This window comes from Streptomyces sp. NPDC005141 (assembly GCF_053599975.1).
On sequence record NZ_JBSFYW010000017.1, the window covers coordinates 87,295 to 106,365 of the forward strand.

The following is a 19,071-nucleotide window of genomic DNA, read 5'->3' on the forward strand; positions in this document are numbered from 1 at the left end:
GATGGCCCTCTGTGAGCCGGGCGCCTGGCGGTGAGTCCGTGGGAGGGCCGGACCTCAAGGAAGCAGGGCCAGTGCTTCTCGCAGATTGCGTTCAGCGATGCCCTGCATGAACTCCCGGTCAGGGAAGTCGCCGTCGAGGAGCCGGAGGGGGCCGGCCACCAGGGAAAGGCGCATGGCCAGCATGTAGAGATCGAGGCGTCGCAGGTCGAGACCGGGCCGGGCAAGGGCCGAAGAGTGCTTCGAGCGTGCCGCCGGGGATGTCTTCGACCACAGCGATGTCAGCCGCGTACCGCTGCTTGGTGTGATCGGCCAGCAGGAGGTGCGGAACGCGTGCCCCGATCTCCTCCAGCCTGTGTCGCGCGGCCCGGAACGGCACCAATCCGGAGGCAGGCGCGAAGGGGTCCTTTCTATCGTCCTCGGCGGCGCCAGGCCAGAAGTTCTCCCCGTCCGCCCATCGGCAGACGATCACGCTCGCCGTCTCGGCTCCCTTGAGCCGGATTCGGTACACACCCTTCTTGCTGCCGCCGCGCAAGCGGTCCACTCCGACGATCCGGCACGCGGCTCCCAGCGCGTCGCGCACGCATTTCCGACAGGTCCTCGGCCTCCGCGAATCTACGCATCCGCAGAACGTACTCGGAGTTGTGCGCAGCGGGCACCGCTCTGTGGCACCGAGCCCCGGGCTCTACAGCCGAGTTTTCGTTTGGATCACTGTCAGGCGGTGCAGTGGGCGGGGCCATAGGGTGGCTTGATGGTCGATCGGTTGGAGATCGCGGTGCTGCCACCGGGACCACGCTTCCCCGCCCAGCTGCGCTTCTGGGTCAACGGCGAGGAAGTTGTGGAAATGGCGGTTGGCGCTGGAGGCCGCGGACCGCTCGCCGTAGAAGCGTTGCCCTTCGAACTCCCCAGCACCCTACGGGCGACACGTGAGCCGCGCCGGGTGAAGTTGGGCGAGCCGGAGTGCACCGGGGGTTGCTGCGGCATTCTCTCCGTGGTCGTGCAGCGCATCGGAAACGTCGTCCAGTGGTCGGACTGGCGGGCTCCCGACTTGGAGACCCGGCCGCCGGAGTTCGACTTCGACGCGAGCGAGTACGACGCGGAAGTGGCCCGCGCTGGAGCGGATTTCCGGCGGCGGTTCTCGGCCTACTGATCGTTCCGGAATGAGGACACCGTGTCATCCGCGTGGGCGCGCGTCAGGTGTGCCGCGGCGCCAGCCGCGGCGGCTGGGAAGATCGCTGTCCCGTTGTCGGAGCACGGTGATAGACAGTCAGCGTGGCAAATACTCACATGGACCACCCCTCTTTCCACTCCTGGCACGACGCCCGCCACCACTGCCGGCGAGGTCCCGGACACGGCCGACGCCTCTATACAGGGAACGGCCGGCGAGCTGGTTCTGGCCCTGTACGGCCGCATTCCGGTGGACTCCTTGAAGCTCGACGGCGACCGACGTCTCTTCGACCTGCTCCTGGCCTGGGACCCTGACGAGTAGGACGTGACGATGCGCCACATCGTGCGCCCCGTGGGCATGCCTCCCGCCAAAAGCTGCAGCCACGCCGTCGTCGTGTCCGGGCCGCTGATCGGGCCTCCGACCCTGTCTCTCAGTATGCGAAGAAGCCGCCAGGCCGGGGCCCGCTCCGCGCAAGGCCACCGGTGGCCTTGCGGAGATGGGGACTTGTGCGGACCCGTGCGCTGGCAGACGGAGCCGCTCAGCGCAGCACGGCCGCCAGCAGGTCTGGGCCCAGCGCTGTCAGATCGGTCGCGTTGAGGGCGTACCGGACGTAACGACCGTGCCGCCGGGTCGTGAGCAGGCCCGCGCGGCGCAGGACAGCGAGATGACGGGAGACCTCTGGGGGTGAGAGATCCCAAGCGTGGGCCAGCTCACGGGTGGTGTGCGGACCGCGCGCCAGGGTGCGCAGCAGCCGCAGCCGTACCGGATGGGCGAGTGCCTCCAGCCGCAGCGTGACCGTTTCCAGCGAAACCGGCTCTGATGGACCGGGCTCGGCCACGGGGTACTGCACCACCGGTTGCCACCCGGGCGCGTGGACCGCCACCAGGTGCGGGCGGCCGAAGACACTGGGTATGAAGGTGACCCCGGTGCCGTGGGCGGAGGTCGCCTTGTCCTGCAGTTTGTCCACGATGATGCAGTCGCCGTCCGGTGCCAGGGCGACCGCGCCGGAGACCGACGCGAGTGCCGCACCGATGCCCAGGCGCCTCAGCAGGTCGTTCTTCAGGCGCAGGTCGGTGGCGAGCTGCACGGCGACGCTCGTCCAGGCGGCGTCGAAGAACGCCTCGGCGCACTGTTCGAGAGTGTGGCGCAACCGCGCCCGCACCGCCGCCGGGTCCGCGAGCAGCCGTTCCGCGAAGGCCTCCTGCCGCGCGCCACGGGCCTGGGCCAGGTCCAGGGCCCGTCCGCGCGCAGTCGCGTCGGTGAGCGGCGACGGCGCGCCGAAGTGGACCCGGTTGCTGCCGCACGTGGTGACGAGCGCGGCCGTCACATACGTCTCGTGGTCGATCCGGTCCACCTCGTCCAGCTCCTCGCCGAGGGTCGGCCGAGGCCGGGCGGGGAGCAGGAAGTCGGCCTGTGACGAACGCCAGAGGAACTCGGCCTCCCGCAACCGCTCGGCCAGCTCCGGCCGAAGCCCGGCCCACACATCCCCGGCCCAGTCGGCGAGTTGCGAATGATGCCCGGGTTCGGCCAGCACGTGCAGCATCGCGGTCAGTTCGGCCAGCGGGGAGGCGGCGAACCGCAGTTGCTCGGACGGCAGGCCGCTGATGTCGATCCTCAAGGTCACCCCTCATCATCACTGACCGGAGAACCGACGACGACGTCGGTTGACGGTCTCCGTCAATCGACGTGGCCCGCAGGCCGGTTGAACGCACCTTGGCGCCATGGCAACCACCGCCAAGATCCGGCCCCGCGCCCTCGTCCGTGCCTCCGGAGGCCCCCGCTACGCCGTCGCCCTCGTCGTGGACGCCCTCGGCACCGGCCTGCTGCGCCCCTTTCTGCTGCTCTACGGGCTGACGGTGGTGAGGCTGTCCGCACCGGCCACCGGCATCGCCATGACGGTCGGCATCGTGGTGGGTCTGGTGTGCATGCCCGCGGTGGGCCGATGGCTGGACCGGGGGGCACGCAGCACGGTCGTGGCGGCGTCGATGCTCGTGCGGGTACTCGGCGTGGCGCTGCTGCTGGCCACTCCGGCAGGGCACGTCTGGCTGTTCGCGACGGCTGTGCTCTTCCTCGGCATCGGCAACCAGGCCTGGCCGGCCGCCCACGCTGCTCTCGTCGCCACGGTCGCCCACGGTCGGGAACGCGACGCCGCTCTCGCAGCGGGCCGCGCCCTGCGCAACGCCGGCCTGGGCGCGGGCGCGCTCGTCGCCACCGCATGTCTTGCCGGCGGCACCACCGCATTGCAGGCGATGGCAGCCGTCACGGGGCTCGCCTATCTCACTGCGGCGGCCCTGGCGTGGTCGGTCCACCTGCACGCGGATCCGGCCGTTGCCCCGGCCGAGGACACGGACGACGGGCCCGCACCCCGGATGCGTGTGCTGCTGGCCGCCAACGTGGTCTACGTCTTCTGCCTCAACGTCCCCGAAATCGCGCTCCCTCTGGTCCTGGTGACACAGCTGCACGCATCCCCGGTGTGGTCGGCAGCCATCTTCGTGGCCAACACGGTGCTGGTGGTCACCCTGCAGGTTCCGGTCACCGTCCTGATGTTCCGTTTCACCCGGCGCGCCGCGCTGGCTCTCGCCGGCGCGGTCCTCACCGCGTCCTACCTCGGCTTCCTCGCGGCCACCTCTCTGGGCCACGGCTGGGGAGCCCCGGCCGTCGCCACGGTGTCCGTGGTCTGCACCATCGGCGAGATCATCTACGCCGGCAGTGCCACGGCGCTCGTCACCGACCTCGCCCCGGCCCATGCCATGGGACGCGTCCTCGCCCGCTTCGAGCTCTCCACCGGCTTCGGCCTCGCCGTGTCCCCGGCGGTCATCACCGCCCTCGCACCCCGCGGCTCGCTCGCACTCTGGGGAAGTCTCGCCGCCGCGACACTCCTCTCCGCCTCCGCCGTAGTCGTCGAGAAGGATCGAGGAACGCGGCTCAGCGGATTGCTGCCGCCGGGTGCGAGCTGCGACCCCCAGCCATAGATGGCGGTTGGAGGACGGGCAGGCAGCGCGTACTTCCGTATTCCCAGGCGTAGTTGGCGGGTGTGCTCGGGTCCTCTCGGCCGGTCCGTACATGATCTTGTATCGGGGTGGAGATGAAGTAGGCCGCTGCCCTGTTGCGTGATCTACGGCCCTCTCCAGGCGACTTGGCCAGGCGAGGACCTGAAATCAATTCGCCTCCGCTCGCCTCGCCCGGTACGGTCGCGAGCTGTTCTCACTGCAGGGAGCCCATGAGATCCGTGTGCGGCCACCCCGGCAGTACCCCCGCTGAGAGTAGGTTGCGTCAATGGCATGCCGTATCAGTGAGCTCGTGCTCAAGTGCCACGACCCCGAGGTGTTGGCGCGGTTCTGGTGCGAGGTCCTGGACTTCATTGAGCTCGATCGCGAAGCGGAGGGCTGCATCGAAATCGGTCCGCGCGAAGGATTCGGCGGCCCGCAGCCGACGATCTTCCTCATCCGCGACGACGAGCCGAAGAACGGGCACGCCCGGCTGCACATCGACGTCAACCCCACCGACCGCGATCAGGACGCCGAGCTCGAGCGCCTCCTGGCCGCCGGGGCCGAACTCGTCGACATCGGTCAGCCCGCGGAGGCGTCCTGGCACGTCCTCGCCGATCCAGAAGGCAACGAGTTCTGCCTGCTCAAGCGCCGCCTCGACCCGCTCTGACGGCCCTTGCCCAAACGATTGGCCGGGGGTCGCACGAGCACGCGTTGCGCACCCCTCCTGTTCTCCCGGGGGCCATAGTCGGTGACATCTGACGCGGAAGGTCACACACGGACCTGCTCGTCCCGAAGCGACGTGGGGGAGCGCTGCGCCAGAGGCCAGTTTGGCTCTCCCCCGCTGCGAGGGTCCGCGGGCGTCCTCGCTTGTTCGTCACGCCGACGCAGCCACGACGATCACCAAACGATTGGTGAAGACTGGACAGATGCCTCACGATCCCGGCGGACTCCTGTTCATAGCGCTCGGTCTCGTACTCGTCGCCGCCGGCTTCGTCTGGCGGGGGCGTGTCCTGCGCCCCCTCTCGGCGAAGCGGGCCCGGGCGGCCGCGATTCGGGACCGTGCCAGAAACCTGCTGCGTTCTGCGGACATGGCGATCGCCGAAGCCCGCCGTCGGGCCGCGCGGGGCGAACCGGCCATCGTCACGGTCGAGGACGTGGTCAGGGTGGCGGGTCAGCACTATGGGCACCTCTTCGTGGAGCGCGAAGAGGCAGCCGCCGCCCTCCGTCGGCGTTTTGAGGCCGCCGACTGCCGGGTGGACTGCATGACCGACGCTTTCAGCTGACTGTCCGGCTGTCCGGCTGTCCGGCTGTCCGGTTGACCGGCCGACTTGCTGACGGCTCGGTGAGCCTTTGTTGCCAGGCCCGAAGCCGTCATCTGATCGATAGTCACGCGGAAAATGCTCGCCGCGGTCCGGTGGGCGTGGCTGACAGTGGGCAGGTGTCAGTGGCGGGTGGGAAACTGCCGGGCATGGCCGAATCGAACCCGAAAGCGGACCTTCTCCGGTACCTGCAGGATGCTCGCGATGCCTTGCTGTGGAAGCTGGAGGGGCTCTCCGAGTACGACGTCCGCCGACCTTTCACGCCGACCGGCACCAACTTGTTGGGGCTGGTCAAACACGTCACGGGGGTGGAGTTGGCGTACTTCGGCGACACGTTCGGGCGGCCGTATTTCGACGCGGAGCCTCCGCACTGGTGGTACACGGAGGACGCCGAATCCAACGCGGACATGTGGGCCACCGCGGAAGAGTCGCGTGAACAGACCGTGGGGCTGTACCAGCAGGCATGGGAACACTCCAACAGCACGATCGAGACCCTGGCACTGGACACGATCGGCCACGTTCCGTGGTGGCCCGAGGAGCAACGAGAGGTGACTCTGCATCACGTCGTCATTCGCGTGATCGCCGACACTCACCGGCACGCAGGCCACGCCGATGTCCTGCGTGAGCTCATGGACGGGTCCGTCGGGTGGCTGAAGGGCAAGGAGAATGTGCCGCCAGGCGATGAGGAATGGTGGGAGGACTACCGGAGCCGATTGGAGCGGGTGGCGCGGGAGGCCGGCAACGGCTGATCCCGCCCGACACAGGCGGCTGCTCCTCCAGCACTCAAGGTCAGCATCGAGACGAACGAAGGCCTCGGGATGGTGCCCGTCACCGCTTCGCGGGCTTGGAGCGGCCGCCGTCGAGAACAGCCTCAGGACGCCGTGGGGGTGGACCGCGATGGCTCCCGCGCGGTGGGTGGGATCACAGCACGACGCGGTAATGGGTGGTCAGGCGCCGGTCGTCGCCGAGGATGTGGAAGGCAATGCCGGGCGGCTGGTCTCGGTCTGCTGGTTGGTCGCCCTCCCAAGGCATGCGCAGGGTCCAGGTGATGGCCGGTCCCACGATCAGGGGACGGGCGGCGAAGGTCGAGGCGGCGGCTGTGTGCGCGTGTCCGGTCAGGACGGCGACCACCTGCGGGTGTGCCTCCAGCAGGGCGGCCAGCTGCTCAGGCTGTTCGAGCATTCCGGAGTCGGGTAGGGGGTGGTGGAGCTCTACCGGCGGCTGGTGGAAGGCGATCAACGCCGGGGTGTCCCGCGGCAGTCCGGTGAGCTGGGCATCGATCCAGTCGAGCGTCTCCGTGTCGAGGCGCCCCTCGTCCCGGCCGGGGATGGTCGAGTCGCACATCAGGATGGCGGTCCCGGCGATGTGATGGATCCGGTTGACGGGCCCATGGTCCGGTGCCTCTCCGAGCAGGGCCTTGCGGTAGGCCGGACGCGCGTCATGGTTGCCGGGGCAGGCGAGCACCGGGAAAGGAGCCGTCAGAATCCGGGCCGCTTCCTCGTATTCGGCTTCCTCCCCGTTATCGGCGATGTCTCCGGTGACCAGGACGGCATCGACCGGATGTGGCAGGGCCCGCAAGTAGTCCATGACGCGGTCGGCGCGCTGGGCGGCCCTCTCGCTGCCGTCCAAGTGCAGGTCACTGATCTGGGCAAGCAGCACCGTCATTGTCCGTCCCCTTCCGGCGGAGGTTCGGGCCGCCGGTCCACAGCGAGGCGGGGTTGTCGTCCCACCTCTGCCTAACGGAAGTTCTCGTTTTTCCGTTAGAGACCTTAGGCTGTGCGGGGGTTGTCCTCAAGGGGTATGTGACCTGGCAGGCAAGGAGAGGCTGATGGAGCGCTGGCTGGCACTGGAACTGGCGAGCACGATCCGCCATGACGGGGACGGCGGCGTCATCGACGACCTCGCCACAACGCATGGAGCAACCCGCTGGATTCACGCGCAGGCAGACCTGCTGGCCGGCCACGTCCCGGCCGGGGAACTGGCAGCGGACGAGAGCCTCAGGACGGAGATCATCGAGCTGCGGCGGGCAGTTCGGGCACTCTTCGCCCGCGCCGTCAGTCCCGCTCCCGCCAGCTCGGCGGACGCCCGTCAACTGATGCCGTCCGACCAGGCATTGGCTCACCTCAACACGGTGGCCGCACGTGAAACGGTGGTCCCGCAGTTGGACTGGACACCGCACGGCGCCCCCGCTGCCCGTCTGCTGTCGGCGCAGAACGATCCAAGGATCCGACTCGTGGCTGCCCTGGCCCGCGCCGCGATCGACTTCCTGAGCGGCCCGCAGCGCGAGCAGTTGCGCGCTTGCACCGCGCCCCGCTGCGTGCGCTACTTCCTCAAGAGCCATGGTCGGCAGGAATGGTGTAAACCCTCGTGCGGAAACCGCGCCCGAGCAGCTCGCCACTATCGACGCCTGCGGATGGCCACCGAACTCGGCGACATCGGCTTCGTGGAGAGGGAGTAGTCGACCTCTCGGTGTCCCGGGCCCTCCCGCGGCCGGGTGCTTCCCGCGACACGCCCTCGCCGAGGCGGGCAGACCGCGCATTCATTCTGTTTCAGGTGCCACGAGGTCCGCATGCACGTAACGACCGTGCCGCCCGCGCCGGCCACGCAGTTCTTCGACGCGGACACCCCGTCGGCCCAGGCACTCTTGGCTTGCTTTCTCAGAGTGACCCCATAGTCGACCGACCGACCGACCGACCGACCGACCGACCGACCGCACGAGCGGCCGCGGACGAACGCGGCATGACCTCGACCCCAGCAGCGATGGAAGACGGCGCAAAAAATTGCGTGACTTGCGTTCGCTTGCATTGTATGGCGCAAGGCCTGGATTGGCGTGTGCGGGAGTTGAGGCCCGGTGATGCCCGTGCCGGGCGAGGCTTGCCTCCTGACGGGCGACGAGAGGCTTTCGGTGGGCGGAGTAAGGAGATTGCATCCGGGGGAGCGGTGCTCCGGCGGCGTCCCGTCGGCTTCCCTTTGCTCTTTGAGGTCTCACGCATCGCCGGTTCATCGGTCTGGGGGCTGCGCGTGTTATGTCTTCCCTCTTGAGGTGCGGGTGTTGATGGTGAAACTTGTGGCGTGCTGACCGTAGACGTGCTCGCACTGCTCTGCAATATTGCGATGAAACAATGAAAGAAGCTGCGCACGATGCTCTCTTGAGGATCGTGTAGATCTGTACAGACAGCTCCTGCCGCTCTGTCGTACCGCGCCACCGCTCTGCCCAGGAACGAGCCGACCTCGCCGCCCCCTCCGGCGCGCGAACCTCCGCAGGGAGTGACCCCGCATGATTCGACACAAGCCGAGATCCTGGAGACGGCGCGCAGCAGCCGCTGCGGTCGCCTCCACCGTCATGGTTCTGGGCGTGCCCGCCATCGGCGCCCACGCGGCCGGCGGCCCCAACGCAGCCGCGGACGCCGCGACCAAGGCCGGCAGCGCCCGTGGCGCGCACACGGCCGCCAATGTCACCGACGGTGACGCGGACACCTACTGGCAGGCCGGAAAGAAGTCGGCCCAGTGGGTGCAGACCGACCTCGGGCGGACCAAGCGCGTTCGTCAGGTCGTGCTGCGTCTGCCCCGGGACTGGCAGACCCGCAAGCAGACGCTGGCGCTCCAGGCCAGTGCCGACGGAAAGAGCTTCGCCACGCTCAAGTCGTCGGCGCAGTACGTCTTCAGCCCCGGAAATGGCAACACGGTGAAAGTCACCTTCCCCGCGACCCTCGCCCGGTACGTACGGGCCGACTTCACCAGGAACTCGGTCGCCTCCACCGCCCAGCTCGCCGAGATGCAGGTCCTGACGACCGCCGCCTCGACCCCCAACCTCGCCCAGGGCAAGACCTTCAGCGAGAGCGGGCACGCCGACGTGTACGGCGCGGCCAACGCCGGTGACGGCAACCGGGCCACGTACTGGGAGAGCAAGAACAACGCGTTCCCGCAGTGGATCCAGGTCGATCTCGGATCATCGGTCAAGGTCAACCAGGTGGCGCTGCGGCTGCCCAGCGGATGGCCGAGCCGCAGCCAGACGCTGAAGATCCAGGGCTCGACCGACAACCAGAACTTCACGGACCTGACGGCCTCGAAGGCGTACACCTTCGACAGCGGCAACGACCAGTCGGCGACCATCAGCTTCGACGCCACCACGACGCGATACGTGCGCGCGCTGTTGACCGCCAACACCGGCTGGCCCGCTGGGCAGTTGTCCGAGCTCGAGGTCTACGGACCGGCGAGCGGTGACACTCAGGCGCCCACCGCGCCGTCGAACCTGGCCTACACGGAGCCGGCCACCGGGCAGATCAAGCTGACCTGGAACGCGGCGAGCGACGACACGGCCGTCACCGGGTACGACATCTATGCCAACGGCCAACTGCGGGCGAGCGTTGCCGGGAACGTCGTGACCTATACCGACACGCAGCCGGCCGGCAGCGACATCACGTACTTCGTGCGGGCCAAGGACGCCGCGGGCAACGTCTCCTCCAACAGCAACAGCGTCACCCGCCAGGGATCGGGCGGAGACACCCAGGCCCCCACGTCGCCCGGCAACCTCGCCTACACGCAGTCCGGCAGCGACGTGAAGCTCACCTGGCAGGCGTCGAGCGACAACGTCAAGGTCACCGGCTACGACGTCTACGCCAACGACCAGCTCGTCAAGTCCGTGGCGGGTGACGTCACGACGTACACCGACACCCCGTCGGCCGCGGCCACGGTCACCTACTACGTGAAGGCGAAGGACGCAGCCGGGAACGTGTCCACGGCGAGCAACAGTGTCACCCGGCCCGGCTCACCGACCGGTCCAGGTTCCAACCTCGCCCAGGGCAAGCCCATCGAAGCCACCTCGTCCACCTTCACGTTCGTCGCGACCAACGCGAACGACGGTCTGACCAGCACCTATTGGGAGAGTGCGGGCGGCGCGTACCCGGCCACCGTCACCACCAAGCTGGGTGCCAACGCCGATCTGAGCCAGGTCGTCGTCGAGCTCAATCCGGACGCCGCCTGGTCGACGCGCACGCAGAACATCCAGGTGCTCGGCCGTGACCAGGACGCCACGGCCTTCGCCAGCCTCGCCGCGGCGAAGGACTACACCTTCTCGCCCGGCAGCGGCAACACCGTAACCATCCCGGTCTCCGGTTCCGCCGCCGACATCCAGCTCAAGTTCACCGCCAACTCCGGTGCTCCGGGCGCGCAGGTCGCCGAGCTGCAGGTGATCGGCACCCCGGCCGCCAATCCGGACCTCAAGGTCACCGGCATCACGAACACGCCCGCTGCCCCCGTCGAGTCGGACGCCATCAGTCTCACGGCGACGGTCACCAACAGCGGCAGCAAGGCGGCCAAGGCCACCGACCTGAACTTCGCGCTCGGCGGCACGAAGGCCGCCACGGCGGACGTCCCGGCCCTCGCGGCCGGTGAGTCGAAGACGGTCAGCGCGAGCATCGGGACCCGTGACGCGGGCAGTTACCCGGTCGGCGCCGAAGTGGACCCGACGAACAAGGTCATCGAGCAGAACGAGGCGAACAACGCGTTCACCCGCTCCGACGCTCTCGTCGTCAAGCCCGTCTCCAGCTCCGACCTGATCGCCGCACCGGTCTCCTGGACTCCCACCAGCGCCTCCGCCGGTGACGACGTCAAGTTCAGCGTCGCGATCAGGAACCAGGGTTCGACGGCCTCGGCGTCCGGTGCCCACGGCGTCACGCTGACGATCCAGGACTCCAAGGGCGCCACCGTCAAAACGCTCACCGGCTCCTACAACGGCGCCATCGCGGCGGGCCAGACCGCCGCACCCATCAGCCTCGGTTCATGGACGGCCGTCAACGGCAAGTACACCGTCAAGACGGTCATCGCGGACGACGCCAACGAACTCCCGGTCAAGCGGGCCAACAACACCACCACCCAGCCCCTGTTCGTCGGTCGCGGCGCTGACATGCCGTACGACATGTACGAGGCCGAGGACGGCACAGTCGGAGGCGGCGCCAAGGTCGTCGGCCCGAACCGGACCATCGGCGACGTCTCCGGTGAGGCGAGCGGACGCAAGGCGGTGACGCTCACCGGGACCGGTCAGTACGTGGAGTGGACCACCCGCGCGGCGACCAACAGCCTGGTGACCCGCTTCTCGATCCCGGACGGCACCGACACAACGCTCAACGTCTACGTCGACGGTCAGCTCCTCAAGGCGATCGACCTGACCTCGAAGTACGCCTGGCTCTACGGCAACGAGACCGCTCCCGGAAACTCGCCCGGCTCCGGTGCCCCGCGCCACATCTACGACGAGGCGAACCTGCTGCTCGGCAAGACCGTTCAGGCCGGTTCGAAGATCCGGCTCCAGAAGGACGCCGCCAACAGCTCCACCTACGCCATCGACTTCGTCAACACCGAGCAGGCCACGGCAGCCCCGAACCCGGACCCGGCCGCGTACACGGTCCCGACCGGTTTCACCCACCAGGACGTGCAGAACGCGCTCGACAAGGTCCGTATGGACACGACGGGCAAGCTCGTCGGCGTCTACCTGCCCGCGGGCGACTACGAGACCTCCAGCAAGTTCCAGGTGTACGGCAAGGCGGTCAAGGTCGTCGGAGCCGGGCCGTGGTTCACCCGCTTCCGCGCCCCCGCTTCGCAGGAGAACACCGACGTCGGCTTCCGGGCCGAGGCCGGCGCCAAGGGCTCGACCTTCGGCGGCTTCGCCTACTTCGGCAACTACACGTCCCGGATCGACGGCCCGGGCAAGGTGTTCGACTTCTCCAATGTCTCCGACATCACCATCGACGACGTCTGGGTCGAGCACATGGTGTGCCTCTACTGGGGCGCCAACACCGACAGCATGACCATCAAGAACACCCGCATCCGGGACACGTTCGCCGACGGCATCAACATGACGAACGGATCCACGGACAACCACGTGGTCAACAACGACGCCCGCGCCACGGGCGACGACAGCTTCGCTCTCTTCTCGGCGATCGACGCCGGCGGCGCCGACGAGAAGAACAACCTCTACGAGAACCTCACATCGACGCTCACCTGGAGAGCGGCGGGCATCGCCGTCTACGGCGGCTACAACAACACCTTCCGCAACATCCGCGTCGCCGACACCCTGGTCTACTCCGGCATCACCATCTCTTCGCTGGACTTCGGCTACCCGATGAACGGCTTCGGGACCGAACCCACGACGATCGAGAACGTCTCCCTGGAAAGGACGGGCGGCCACTTCTGGGGCTCGCAGGTCTTCCCCGCCATCTGGGCGTTCTCCGCCTCCAAGGTCTTCCAGGGCATCCGGGTCAACGACGTCGACATCGACGACTCCACCTACGGAGGCGTCATGTTCCAGACCAACTACTCCGGCGGCCAACCCCAGTTCCCGGTGAAGGACACGATCTTCACCGACATCTCCATCACCAACTCCAAGAAGAGCGGAGACGCCTTCGACGCCAAGTCCGGATTCGGCATCTGGGCGAACGAACTGCCGGAGCCCGGCCAGGGCCCAGCCGTCGGTGAAGCCACCTTCCGCAACCTGCGGATGAGCGGCAACGCCGAGGACATCCGCAACAGGACCAGCACCTTCAGGATCAATATCGAGTAGGTGGCGAACGGCACTGAACGGATCCGAATGGCACGGGGTCGCCCTCCGCGAGGGCGGCCCCGCGCCGTTCGATCAGCGCCGGTTGAGCGAGCGTGTGACGCCGGTGACGATCGTCGTCGCGAGGATCCACCCCGAGGCGGTGAGCAGGTAGCCGATCCACTGAGTGCCAGGTGTGGGAGTGAACGCCCCTCCTTGTCCGAGGCCGATGACGGGGAGCAGAACGTCGAGGGTGAAGATCACTGGATTGAAGACCTCGGTGCCACCGGAGTCGGCTCGGGTGGGCCGCTGGACGGTGAAGACGACAGAGCCGAGTACCAGCAGGGCCAACAGCCAGAGCGTCGCGCGCATGGGGCGATAGCCGTAGCCGACGGTGACGTCCTGGATGACTCCCCAGATCCGTGCATGCCATGGCAGGGTCTCGCGGCGGAGGCGCTCCTTGAGCAGTGAAACCGTGCGGGCCTCGTCCTCGTGCCCCAACGAGCGGTAAGTGAAGGCCAGTTGCTCGAAGGGCTGCGGCGCGTATTCCGACCCGTCACGGAGCAGCCAACGTATGCGCTGCCTAGGAGGCAGCGGGTTCTCGAACCGGTCGTAGCGAAGACCGTCGAGGTTCAGCTCGTCCGGCCAGCTCTCCCGTTCGTCGCGGATGATTCCCAGCACCGCGTGACGGAGGTCGACGATGCCCTGGGGACGCTGCGCCATCCGCAGATCCACCTCTTCCGCCTGGACGTGCGTCAGGGCGAGCGCGACGCGGCCGGGAGCCGTGATCCGCGCATCCCACAGGGTGAGCCGGCCATTGACCCGGGCCCCGGCCAGCTCGATGCTCCCTTCCGCCGTGAATCCGCTGTTGAGGTGCACGCTCGTACCGACCTCCAGGTGGTATCCGTACAGCGCCCTCCCCCTCGGATTGCTGAGCTGTGCGCCCCAAAAGCGAACGACCCCATTGACTCGGGCGCCCGAAAGGTCGACTTGGCCCGACGTCTTGATCCGGTCGCACAACACGTCGCCCTCGACATGTATCTGCGAGACCGTCAGCGCCACGCTTCCAGGATTCGACAATTGAGAGTCACTCATGTCGAGGTCTCCGCCGACATGAGCAGCGCGCAGAGTCACCTCACCCTCAGCGGTGAAGCCGTGGCGCATCCGTACGTGGTCGTCCACCTGGAGCCGGTTGGCACTCAGGCAGGGACCGTCGGAGTTGGTCAGCACGCTTCCATCGAGGTCGAGGACGCCGGTGATGTGAGTGCCGTCCAGCTTCAGCAAGCCGTCCAGTTGAGACCGATGGACCCTCAGAGTGCCGTCGACCGACGCATTGGCGGCGTAGAAGCGGACGAGGCGGCAGTGCTTCAGACTGAACTGCCGGGTGCGCGCGCTGTACAGGGTGACGCGGCCCCGGAAGTCGCAGCCATCCATGGTGACGCGGTACGGGATCTCCGCGTAGTCGAGTTCCAGCGATCCGTCGATACGTGCGCCGTCGAGGCGCAATGCGGGTACGTGACCCGGTTCGGCAATGGCGCCGTCGAGGAGCAACCAAGTGAGGGCGGCGCCCCTGACCACACGATCGGGCCCCCAGCCGTCGCTGTTGGCCGGGTCGTCCTCCCCTGGATCACCGGTCCGCAGGTCCAGCCTCTCGCCTCGGGAGAACGCATCCCGAACTTGTAATTCCAATGGAGTCAGATCCTCTGCCCGCACTCCCGCCTCCCCCTGGTCGCGTCGCCCGGAACGCTACCCGGGTCCCCCGGCGCGGTTGGGTCGTTCAAGACCGTGTGGAGCTCCCGTTGCCGAACGTCCAAGCCTCGATATCGCGGTAGTGGATCGGCCCGCGGCTACGGCCGAAGTTGCTGCCGACCAGGTGCAGACGCTCGGCAGGCCAGCGGCGGCCGGTGAATTCAGCAATGGCCCGGGCGATTTCTCCCGCCGAGGATGGGTCTCCTCGGCGGGCACGGGCCAGCGTCAGATGGGGGCGCAGCGGCCGGTCCTCGAGGGCGACCCCGCAGTTCCTGACGGCGGTACGTACATCGGTGGCGAGCCTTTGCAGCTCATCGAGGTCTCCGTCGATTCCGCTCCACAGCACGCGGTCGTCGAAGGTGCCGCTGCCGCGCAGTGACAGGCAGGGTGGTTCGCGGTCCGCCGCGAGGGCGGCGAGAGGCAGTCGCAGGAGCGGTACCGTCTCCACCGGAAGCTCCCCCAGGAACGCCAGAGTGATGTGCCAGTCTTCAATGCGGTTCCATCGCATGTGAGGAAATGTGTCGTAAGCGGCCCGCAGTTGCCGGTCCAGTTCTTCCTTCGCGTGGTCAGGTGGGGCGAGGGCGATGAACACGCGCACGGACGTGGGCAGGGTCTGATCGTTCACACGAGACTTCGTACCGCACCTGGGCCGTGGATGCGAAAGCCGAGGTGCTGCGTGGCGCTGGACCGGCTCTGTGCGAGCGGCGAGCTGGACTGGTCGCGGTGGGTCATCGACACCCTGACTCGACCTCGCCCTCCATGGACACAGTGGTCGGCAGGTCCCAGGAACGGGGTCGGGTGAGCGCCTGCCACTCGTCCCGGAGCAGCGACAGCACGGCGACGTCGTACCGGCGGCCCCGGTGCAGGCAGGCCGAGCGGCGTACTCCCTCCTGAGCGAACCCGGCCCTGGCCAGGACGCCGAGGGCCCCGGTGTTGATGGTGTGCGTGACCGCCTGGACGCGGTGCATCGGTAGTTCACCGAAGGCGAGGTCGAGCAGCGCGTCGACGGCGTCCACGCCATGGCCCTGGCCCCGGTGGTCGGGGGCCAGAATCAGCATGATCTCGGCCGTGCCGTCGACCATGTCCTGGTCCGTCAGCGCGATGTGGCCGATCGGCGTGCCGTCGGGGAGCAGGACGAGGAAGTCGTCGCGGTCGTGCTCGTCGCGGTCGCGCTCGATGCGCTCGCGCACGGCAGAAAGGGAACGCGGCCACATGCCGATTTCATGGGCGGCCACAGGGTCGGAGCGCCAAACCTGGACCAGGTCCGCGTCGTCGACGTCGAGCGGCGCGAAGGCGACGCCCCTGCCCCGCCAGCAGACCTCCCGAGACGACTCAGCGTCCCCGTCCTCCAGTTGCTCCCCGGTAAGGCGTACATCCACAGCCTTTGCGACGTCTTCGATCATGCACGGAGGCTAGCGACCACCGGGATGGGTGGACCAGTCAGTTCTGTCCCCGGCCAGCCGGCCAGCTGGCCTGCTGCGGGCGGGATGGAGTGGTCCGAGTCAGAGACTGGAGTCAGACTTTGCGATGTGCTGGCATCTGCGGGAATCGAGCGCTCCCCAGAGCGCGGATGGTACGTGGGACATGTGGCCCTGGCGGCCAAAGCGACTGAAGGTCAGCACGTCGGCCGAGGATGTCAGGAGCACCCGCTTCCCATGGGCCCGCAAGTCACGGCCACTCCTCGCGTGCCAATTCCGTGGTGCAGAATGCTCGTTGACACTCAGACGAGGGCGGGGGAGCCGGTTCGTGGGCCAGGATCTGACGGTCAATCTCGTGGCTTCGCTGCTGGCGTTCACCGTGGGCTGGCTCGGCCGTGCTCTGGTGCACTACTACCGGACCAGGATGCCGGCGGGACGTGTGTGGCGGCTGGACCGCGACCGGCGCGTGGTGATGGTCGTCGGTGAGTCGGGCGGAGCGTCGTCCGCGTATCCGAAGATCCCGGAGACGGACGCCCTGGCGGCCATGAACCTGCGGCAGTTCCTCTCCCAGGACCTGCGGTTGCACGAGGCGGCGACGGTCAGGGCCAGGGCCTTCACCATGGCGTCGGACGCCGAGGAGAACCTGGTCGTGATCGGCGGACCACGGCACAACGACATCTGGCGGTTGATGGCCGACCGGCTCGACGCGCCGTACGAGTTCCGGCGGTTTCCCACGGAATTTCGCATTGTCTGCGTGGAGAGTGACGAGGAGTACGGCGAGTCGGAGGTCGACGAGTCGACACTCGTGGATCACGCCATCGTCCTGCTGGCCCGCAATCCCTTCGCGGCCGGGAGCCGCCTCGTCATGGTCGCGGGCTGCGCCCTGCTGGCGACCTCGGGTGCGACCCAGCTTTTCGCCCGGGGCGAGATCCGCGCACTGGCCAAGGCGTACGACACGAGGTCACCTCTGGCACTCGTCGTGCGCGTGGAGAGCATCGGCGGCTACGTCCGCCCGCCCGTGGTAGTGGCCGCCGCCAACTTCCCCCAGGCCCGCGCCGTCCGTCCCGCCCCCGCCACCCGCTCCTGACGTCCGCGGCAGCGGTGGCCGTGAGCGGTTCGCTGCGTGTCCTTCGTAAATCGGTGGTGCCGTATCCGACCTCGGGTGGATGATCCGCAGGGTCCGGGGCCGCCATGAGCCCTCTCCTCACGCTTGCGAGGAACCTTGATGACCGTTGCCGAGTCCAAGCCGTCGGGGTCCCGGCCCGAGGTCCGCGCGGCGGCCGGGCAGCTGCGCGGCAATCGGGAGGCAGGCGTGGCGGTCTTCCGCGGCATCCCGTTCGCCGAGCCCCCGGTCGGCGCGTTGCGCTTCGCCGCGCCCCGACCGGTACAGGGCTGGAGCGGGGTGCGCGAGGCCCTCTCGTACGGCCCGCCGCCCCCGCAGGGCGGGCATTTCGGCATGGACTCGCTGGAGAAGGCCTCGTCGGGCGAGGACTGGCTGACGGTCAACGTCTGGTCGCCCGAATCCGACCCGGGCGCAAGGCTGCCGGTGATGGTGTGGATCCACGGCGGCGCCTACGTGATCGGCATGTCCGGCCTCCCCGAGTACGACGGTGGCCGGCTCGCGCGGGACGGTGGCGTCGTCGTGGTGACGTTCAACTACCGTGTGGGCATAGAGGGTTTCGCGCAGATCGACGGGGCTCCTGCCAACCGGGGTCTGCTCGACCAGGTCGCCGCTCTCGAGTGGGTGCGGGACAACATCCGGGCCTTCGGCGGCGACCCCGACCGGGTCACGGTTTTCGGCCAGTCGGCGGGTGGGGGATCGGTCGCCGCGCTGCTGGCGTTGGGCCGGGCGGCCGGGCTCTTCCGCCGGGCCGTCGTGCAGAGTGCGCCGGGCACGTTCTTCTCACCGGAGCTTGCCGCGGACATCACCGCCGCCTGCGCCGCCGAGCTGGGGCTGCGGCCCACGGTGGCCGACCTGTCCGACGTTGCCCCACGCCGGCTGTCCGCCGCCGCCGACACGGTCGGCGCCACGATGGACCAGCGGGCGCAACGCTGGGGCCGGCCCGCACACACCATGATCCCGTTCTCGCCCGTCGTCGACGGCGAGGTCCTGACCGTCACACCGTGGCAGGCCCTGACCGACGGCGCGGGCCGCGACATCGAACTCCTCGTCGGCCACACCCGCGACGAGCAACGCCTGCTCACCGCGCTCAGCGGTCTGCTCGGTGAGGTGAGCGAGGAGCAGGCGGCGCATGCGCTCCATGTCCTGGCACCCGGCCCGGACGGCGCGAGCCGCTACCGCGACGCCTTCCCTTCTGCGGGCCCCGACGAGCTGTACGAACTGGTCCATTCCGACTGGCTGTTCCGCATGCCTTCGCTCCACCTCGCCGAGGCCCAGACAACTGCCGGCGGGCGCGCGCACGTCTACGAGCTGACCTGGCCCGCCCCGGGCATGGGCGGCGCCCTCGGCGCCTGCCACGGCCTCGACGTACCACTCGTCTTCGGCAACCTGGACCGCGGCCAGCCTGCCACGCTGATCGGCGAGACACCTTCCCCGGAGGCAGAGGCACTGTCCGCCCGAATGCGCGCCGCGTGGACTTCGTTCGCCGCCCACGGCGATCCAGGCTGGCCCACGTACGACACCGAGCAGCGCCTCGTTCAGCGCTTCGACACCCAGCCGGCTGTCACCGCCTACCCGGAAGAGCCCTCCCGCCTGATCTGGCAGAGCCACACCTTCCCCGTGCTGCCGCTCATCAGCCGGTAGCGCCGACCACACGCCGGCCGCGCGGTGGGGACATGGGCGGTGGTGAGTCGCACCAGACGGAAAACCTGCGCGAGTGGGGAATGCGGCAGCAGCGATCGCACGTTGACGATCGCCGACCGACTCTCCTGTCCCGGG

General features: G+C 68.5%; 16 protein-coding genes. 10 read left to right on the forward strand and 6 right to left on the reverse strand.

The window, feature by feature from the left end; all coding sequences use genetic code 11:
- Window positions 1–54 precede the first annotated feature (54 nt).
- Entirely contained in the window at window positions 55–183 is a 129-nt protein-coding gene (locus ACWD68_RS16140) for a hypothetical protein (RefSeq protein ID WP_451807052.1), read from the reverse strand.
- Between the two features lie 565 nt (window positions 184–748).
- Between ACWD68_RS16140 and ACWD68_RS16145 the strand changes: the two genes are divergently transcribed.
- Together ACWD68_RS16145 and ACWD68_RS16150 are read left to right on the forward strand one after the other, a co-directional pair.
- Window positions 749–1,147 carry a hypothetical protein gene (locus ACWD68_RS16145; RefSeq protein WP_451807053.1) on the forward strand — a complete coding sequence of 133 codons (399 nt, stop codon included), beginning with the start codon at window positions 749–751 and terminating at the stop codon, window positions 1,145–1,147.
- Between the two features lie 21 nt (window positions 1,148–1,168).
- Entirely contained in the window at window positions 1,169–1,486 is a 318-nt protein-coding gene (locus tag ACWD68_RS16150) for a hypothetical protein (RefSeq protein ID WP_451807054.1), read from the forward strand.
- A gap of 217 nt (window positions 1,487–1,703) precedes the next feature.
- Here the strand turns inward: ACWD68_RS16150 and ACWD68_RS16155 are convergent, their stop codons facing one another.
- Window positions 1,704–2,789 (reverse strand): DUF5937 family protein, encoded by a 1,086-nt coding sequence (locus tag ACWD68_RS16155; RefSeq protein ID WP_451807055.1) that lies wholly within the window; start codon window positions 2,787–2,789, stop codon window positions 1,704–1,706.
- A gap of 97 nt (window positions 2,790–2,886) precedes the next feature.
- Here ACWD68_RS16155 and ACWD68_RS16160 point away from each other — a divergent pair, with 97 nt between their 5' ends.
- From ACWD68_RS16160 to ACWD68_RS16175, 4 genes are all read left to right on the forward strand, one after another.
- Window positions 2,887–4,137, forward strand: a complete 1,251-nt coding sequence (locus ACWD68_RS16160) for an MFS transporter (RefSeq protein WP_451807056.1) — start codon at window positions 2,887–2,889, stop codon at window positions 4,135–4,137.
- A gap of 304 nt (window positions 4,138–4,441) precedes the next feature.
- Entirely contained in the window at window positions 4,442–4,822 is a 381-nt protein-coding gene (locus ACWD68_RS16165) for a VOC family protein (protein ID WP_451807057.1), read from the forward strand.
- 259 nt (window positions 4,823–5,081) lie between these two features.
- Window positions 5,082–5,438, forward strand: coding sequence for a hypothetical protein (locus tag ACWD68_RS16170; protein ID WP_451807058.1), 357 nt, complete (start codon window positions 5,082–5,084; stop codon window positions 5,436–5,438).
- A gap of 185 nt (window positions 5,439–5,623) precedes the next feature.
- Entirely contained in the window at window positions 5,624–6,223 is a 600-nt protein-coding gene (locus ACWD68_RS16175) for a DinB family protein (protein ID WP_451807059.1), read from the forward strand.
- Window positions 6,224–6,395: 172 nt separating this feature from the next.
- Here ACWD68_RS16175 and ACWD68_RS16180 read toward each other — a convergent pair whose 3' ends face one another.
- Window positions 6,396–7,139 carry a metallophosphoesterase gene (locus ACWD68_RS16180; protein ID WP_451807060.1) on the reverse strand — a complete coding sequence of 248 codons (744 nt, stop codon included), beginning with the start codon at window positions 7,137–7,139 and terminating at the stop codon, window positions 6,396–6,398.
- 163 nt (window positions 7,140–7,302) lie between these two features.
- On the opposite strand from ACWD68_RS16180, the gene ACWD68_RS16185 reads away from it, so the two are divergent.
- The gene (locus ACWD68_RS16185) at window positions 7,303–7,932 is read left to right on the forward strand and encodes a CGNR zinc finger domain-containing protein (protein ID WP_451807061.1); all 630 of its coding nucleotides are present in this window, start codon (window positions 7,303–7,305) and stop codon (window positions 7,930–7,932) included.
- A gap of 819 nt (window positions 7,933–8,751) precedes the next feature.
- The gene (locus ACWD68_RS16190; protein ID WP_451807062.1) at window positions 8,752–13,029 is read left to right on the forward strand and encodes a discoidin domain-containing protein; all 4,278 of its coding nucleotides are present in this window, start codon (window positions 8,752–8,754) and stop codon (window positions 13,027–13,029) included.
- 72 nt (window positions 13,030–13,101) lie between these two features.
- Here ACWD68_RS16190 and ACWD68_RS16195 read toward each other — a convergent pair whose 3' ends face one another.
- From ACWD68_RS16195 to ACWD68_RS16205, 3 genes are all read right to left on the reverse strand, one after another.
- Entirely contained in the window at window positions 13,102–14,694 is a 1,593-nt protein-coding gene (locus ACWD68_RS16195; protein ID WP_451807063.1) for a hypothetical protein, read from the reverse strand.
- Window positions 14,695–14,782: 88 nt separating this feature from the next.
- Window positions 14,783–15,379: an RNA 2',3'-cyclic phosphodiesterase gene (gene thpR / locus ACWD68_RS16200; RefSeq protein WP_451807064.1), complete on the reverse strand. Its 597-nt coding sequence runs from the start codon at window positions 15,377–15,379 to the stop codon at window positions 14,783–14,785.
- Window positions 15,380–15,482: 103 nt separating this feature from the next.
- Window positions 15,483–16,157 carry a GNAT family N-acetyltransferase gene (locus ACWD68_RS16205; RefSeq protein ID WP_451807065.1) on the reverse strand — a complete coding sequence of 225 codons (675 nt, stop codon included), beginning with the start codon at window positions 16,155–16,157 and terminating at the stop codon, window positions 15,483–15,485.
- Between the two features lie 343 nt (window positions 16,158–16,500).
- On the opposite strand from ACWD68_RS16205, the gene ACWD68_RS16210 reads away from it, so the two are divergent.
- Together ACWD68_RS16210 and ACWD68_RS16215 are read left to right on the forward strand one after the other, a co-directional pair.
- Window positions 16,501–17,259: a hypothetical protein gene (locus ACWD68_RS16210; RefSeq protein ID WP_451807066.1), complete on the forward strand. Its 759-nt coding sequence runs from the start codon at window positions 16,501–16,503 to the stop codon at window positions 17,257–17,259.
- Between the two features lie 138 nt (window positions 17,260–17,397).
- Window positions 17,398–18,936 (forward strand): carboxylesterase/lipase family protein, encoded by a 1,539-nt coding sequence (locus ACWD68_RS16215; RefSeq protein ID WP_451807067.1) that lies wholly within the window; start codon window positions 17,398–17,400, stop codon window positions 18,934–18,936.
- The last annotated feature ends 135 nt before the right edge of the window (window positions 18,937–19,071 follow it).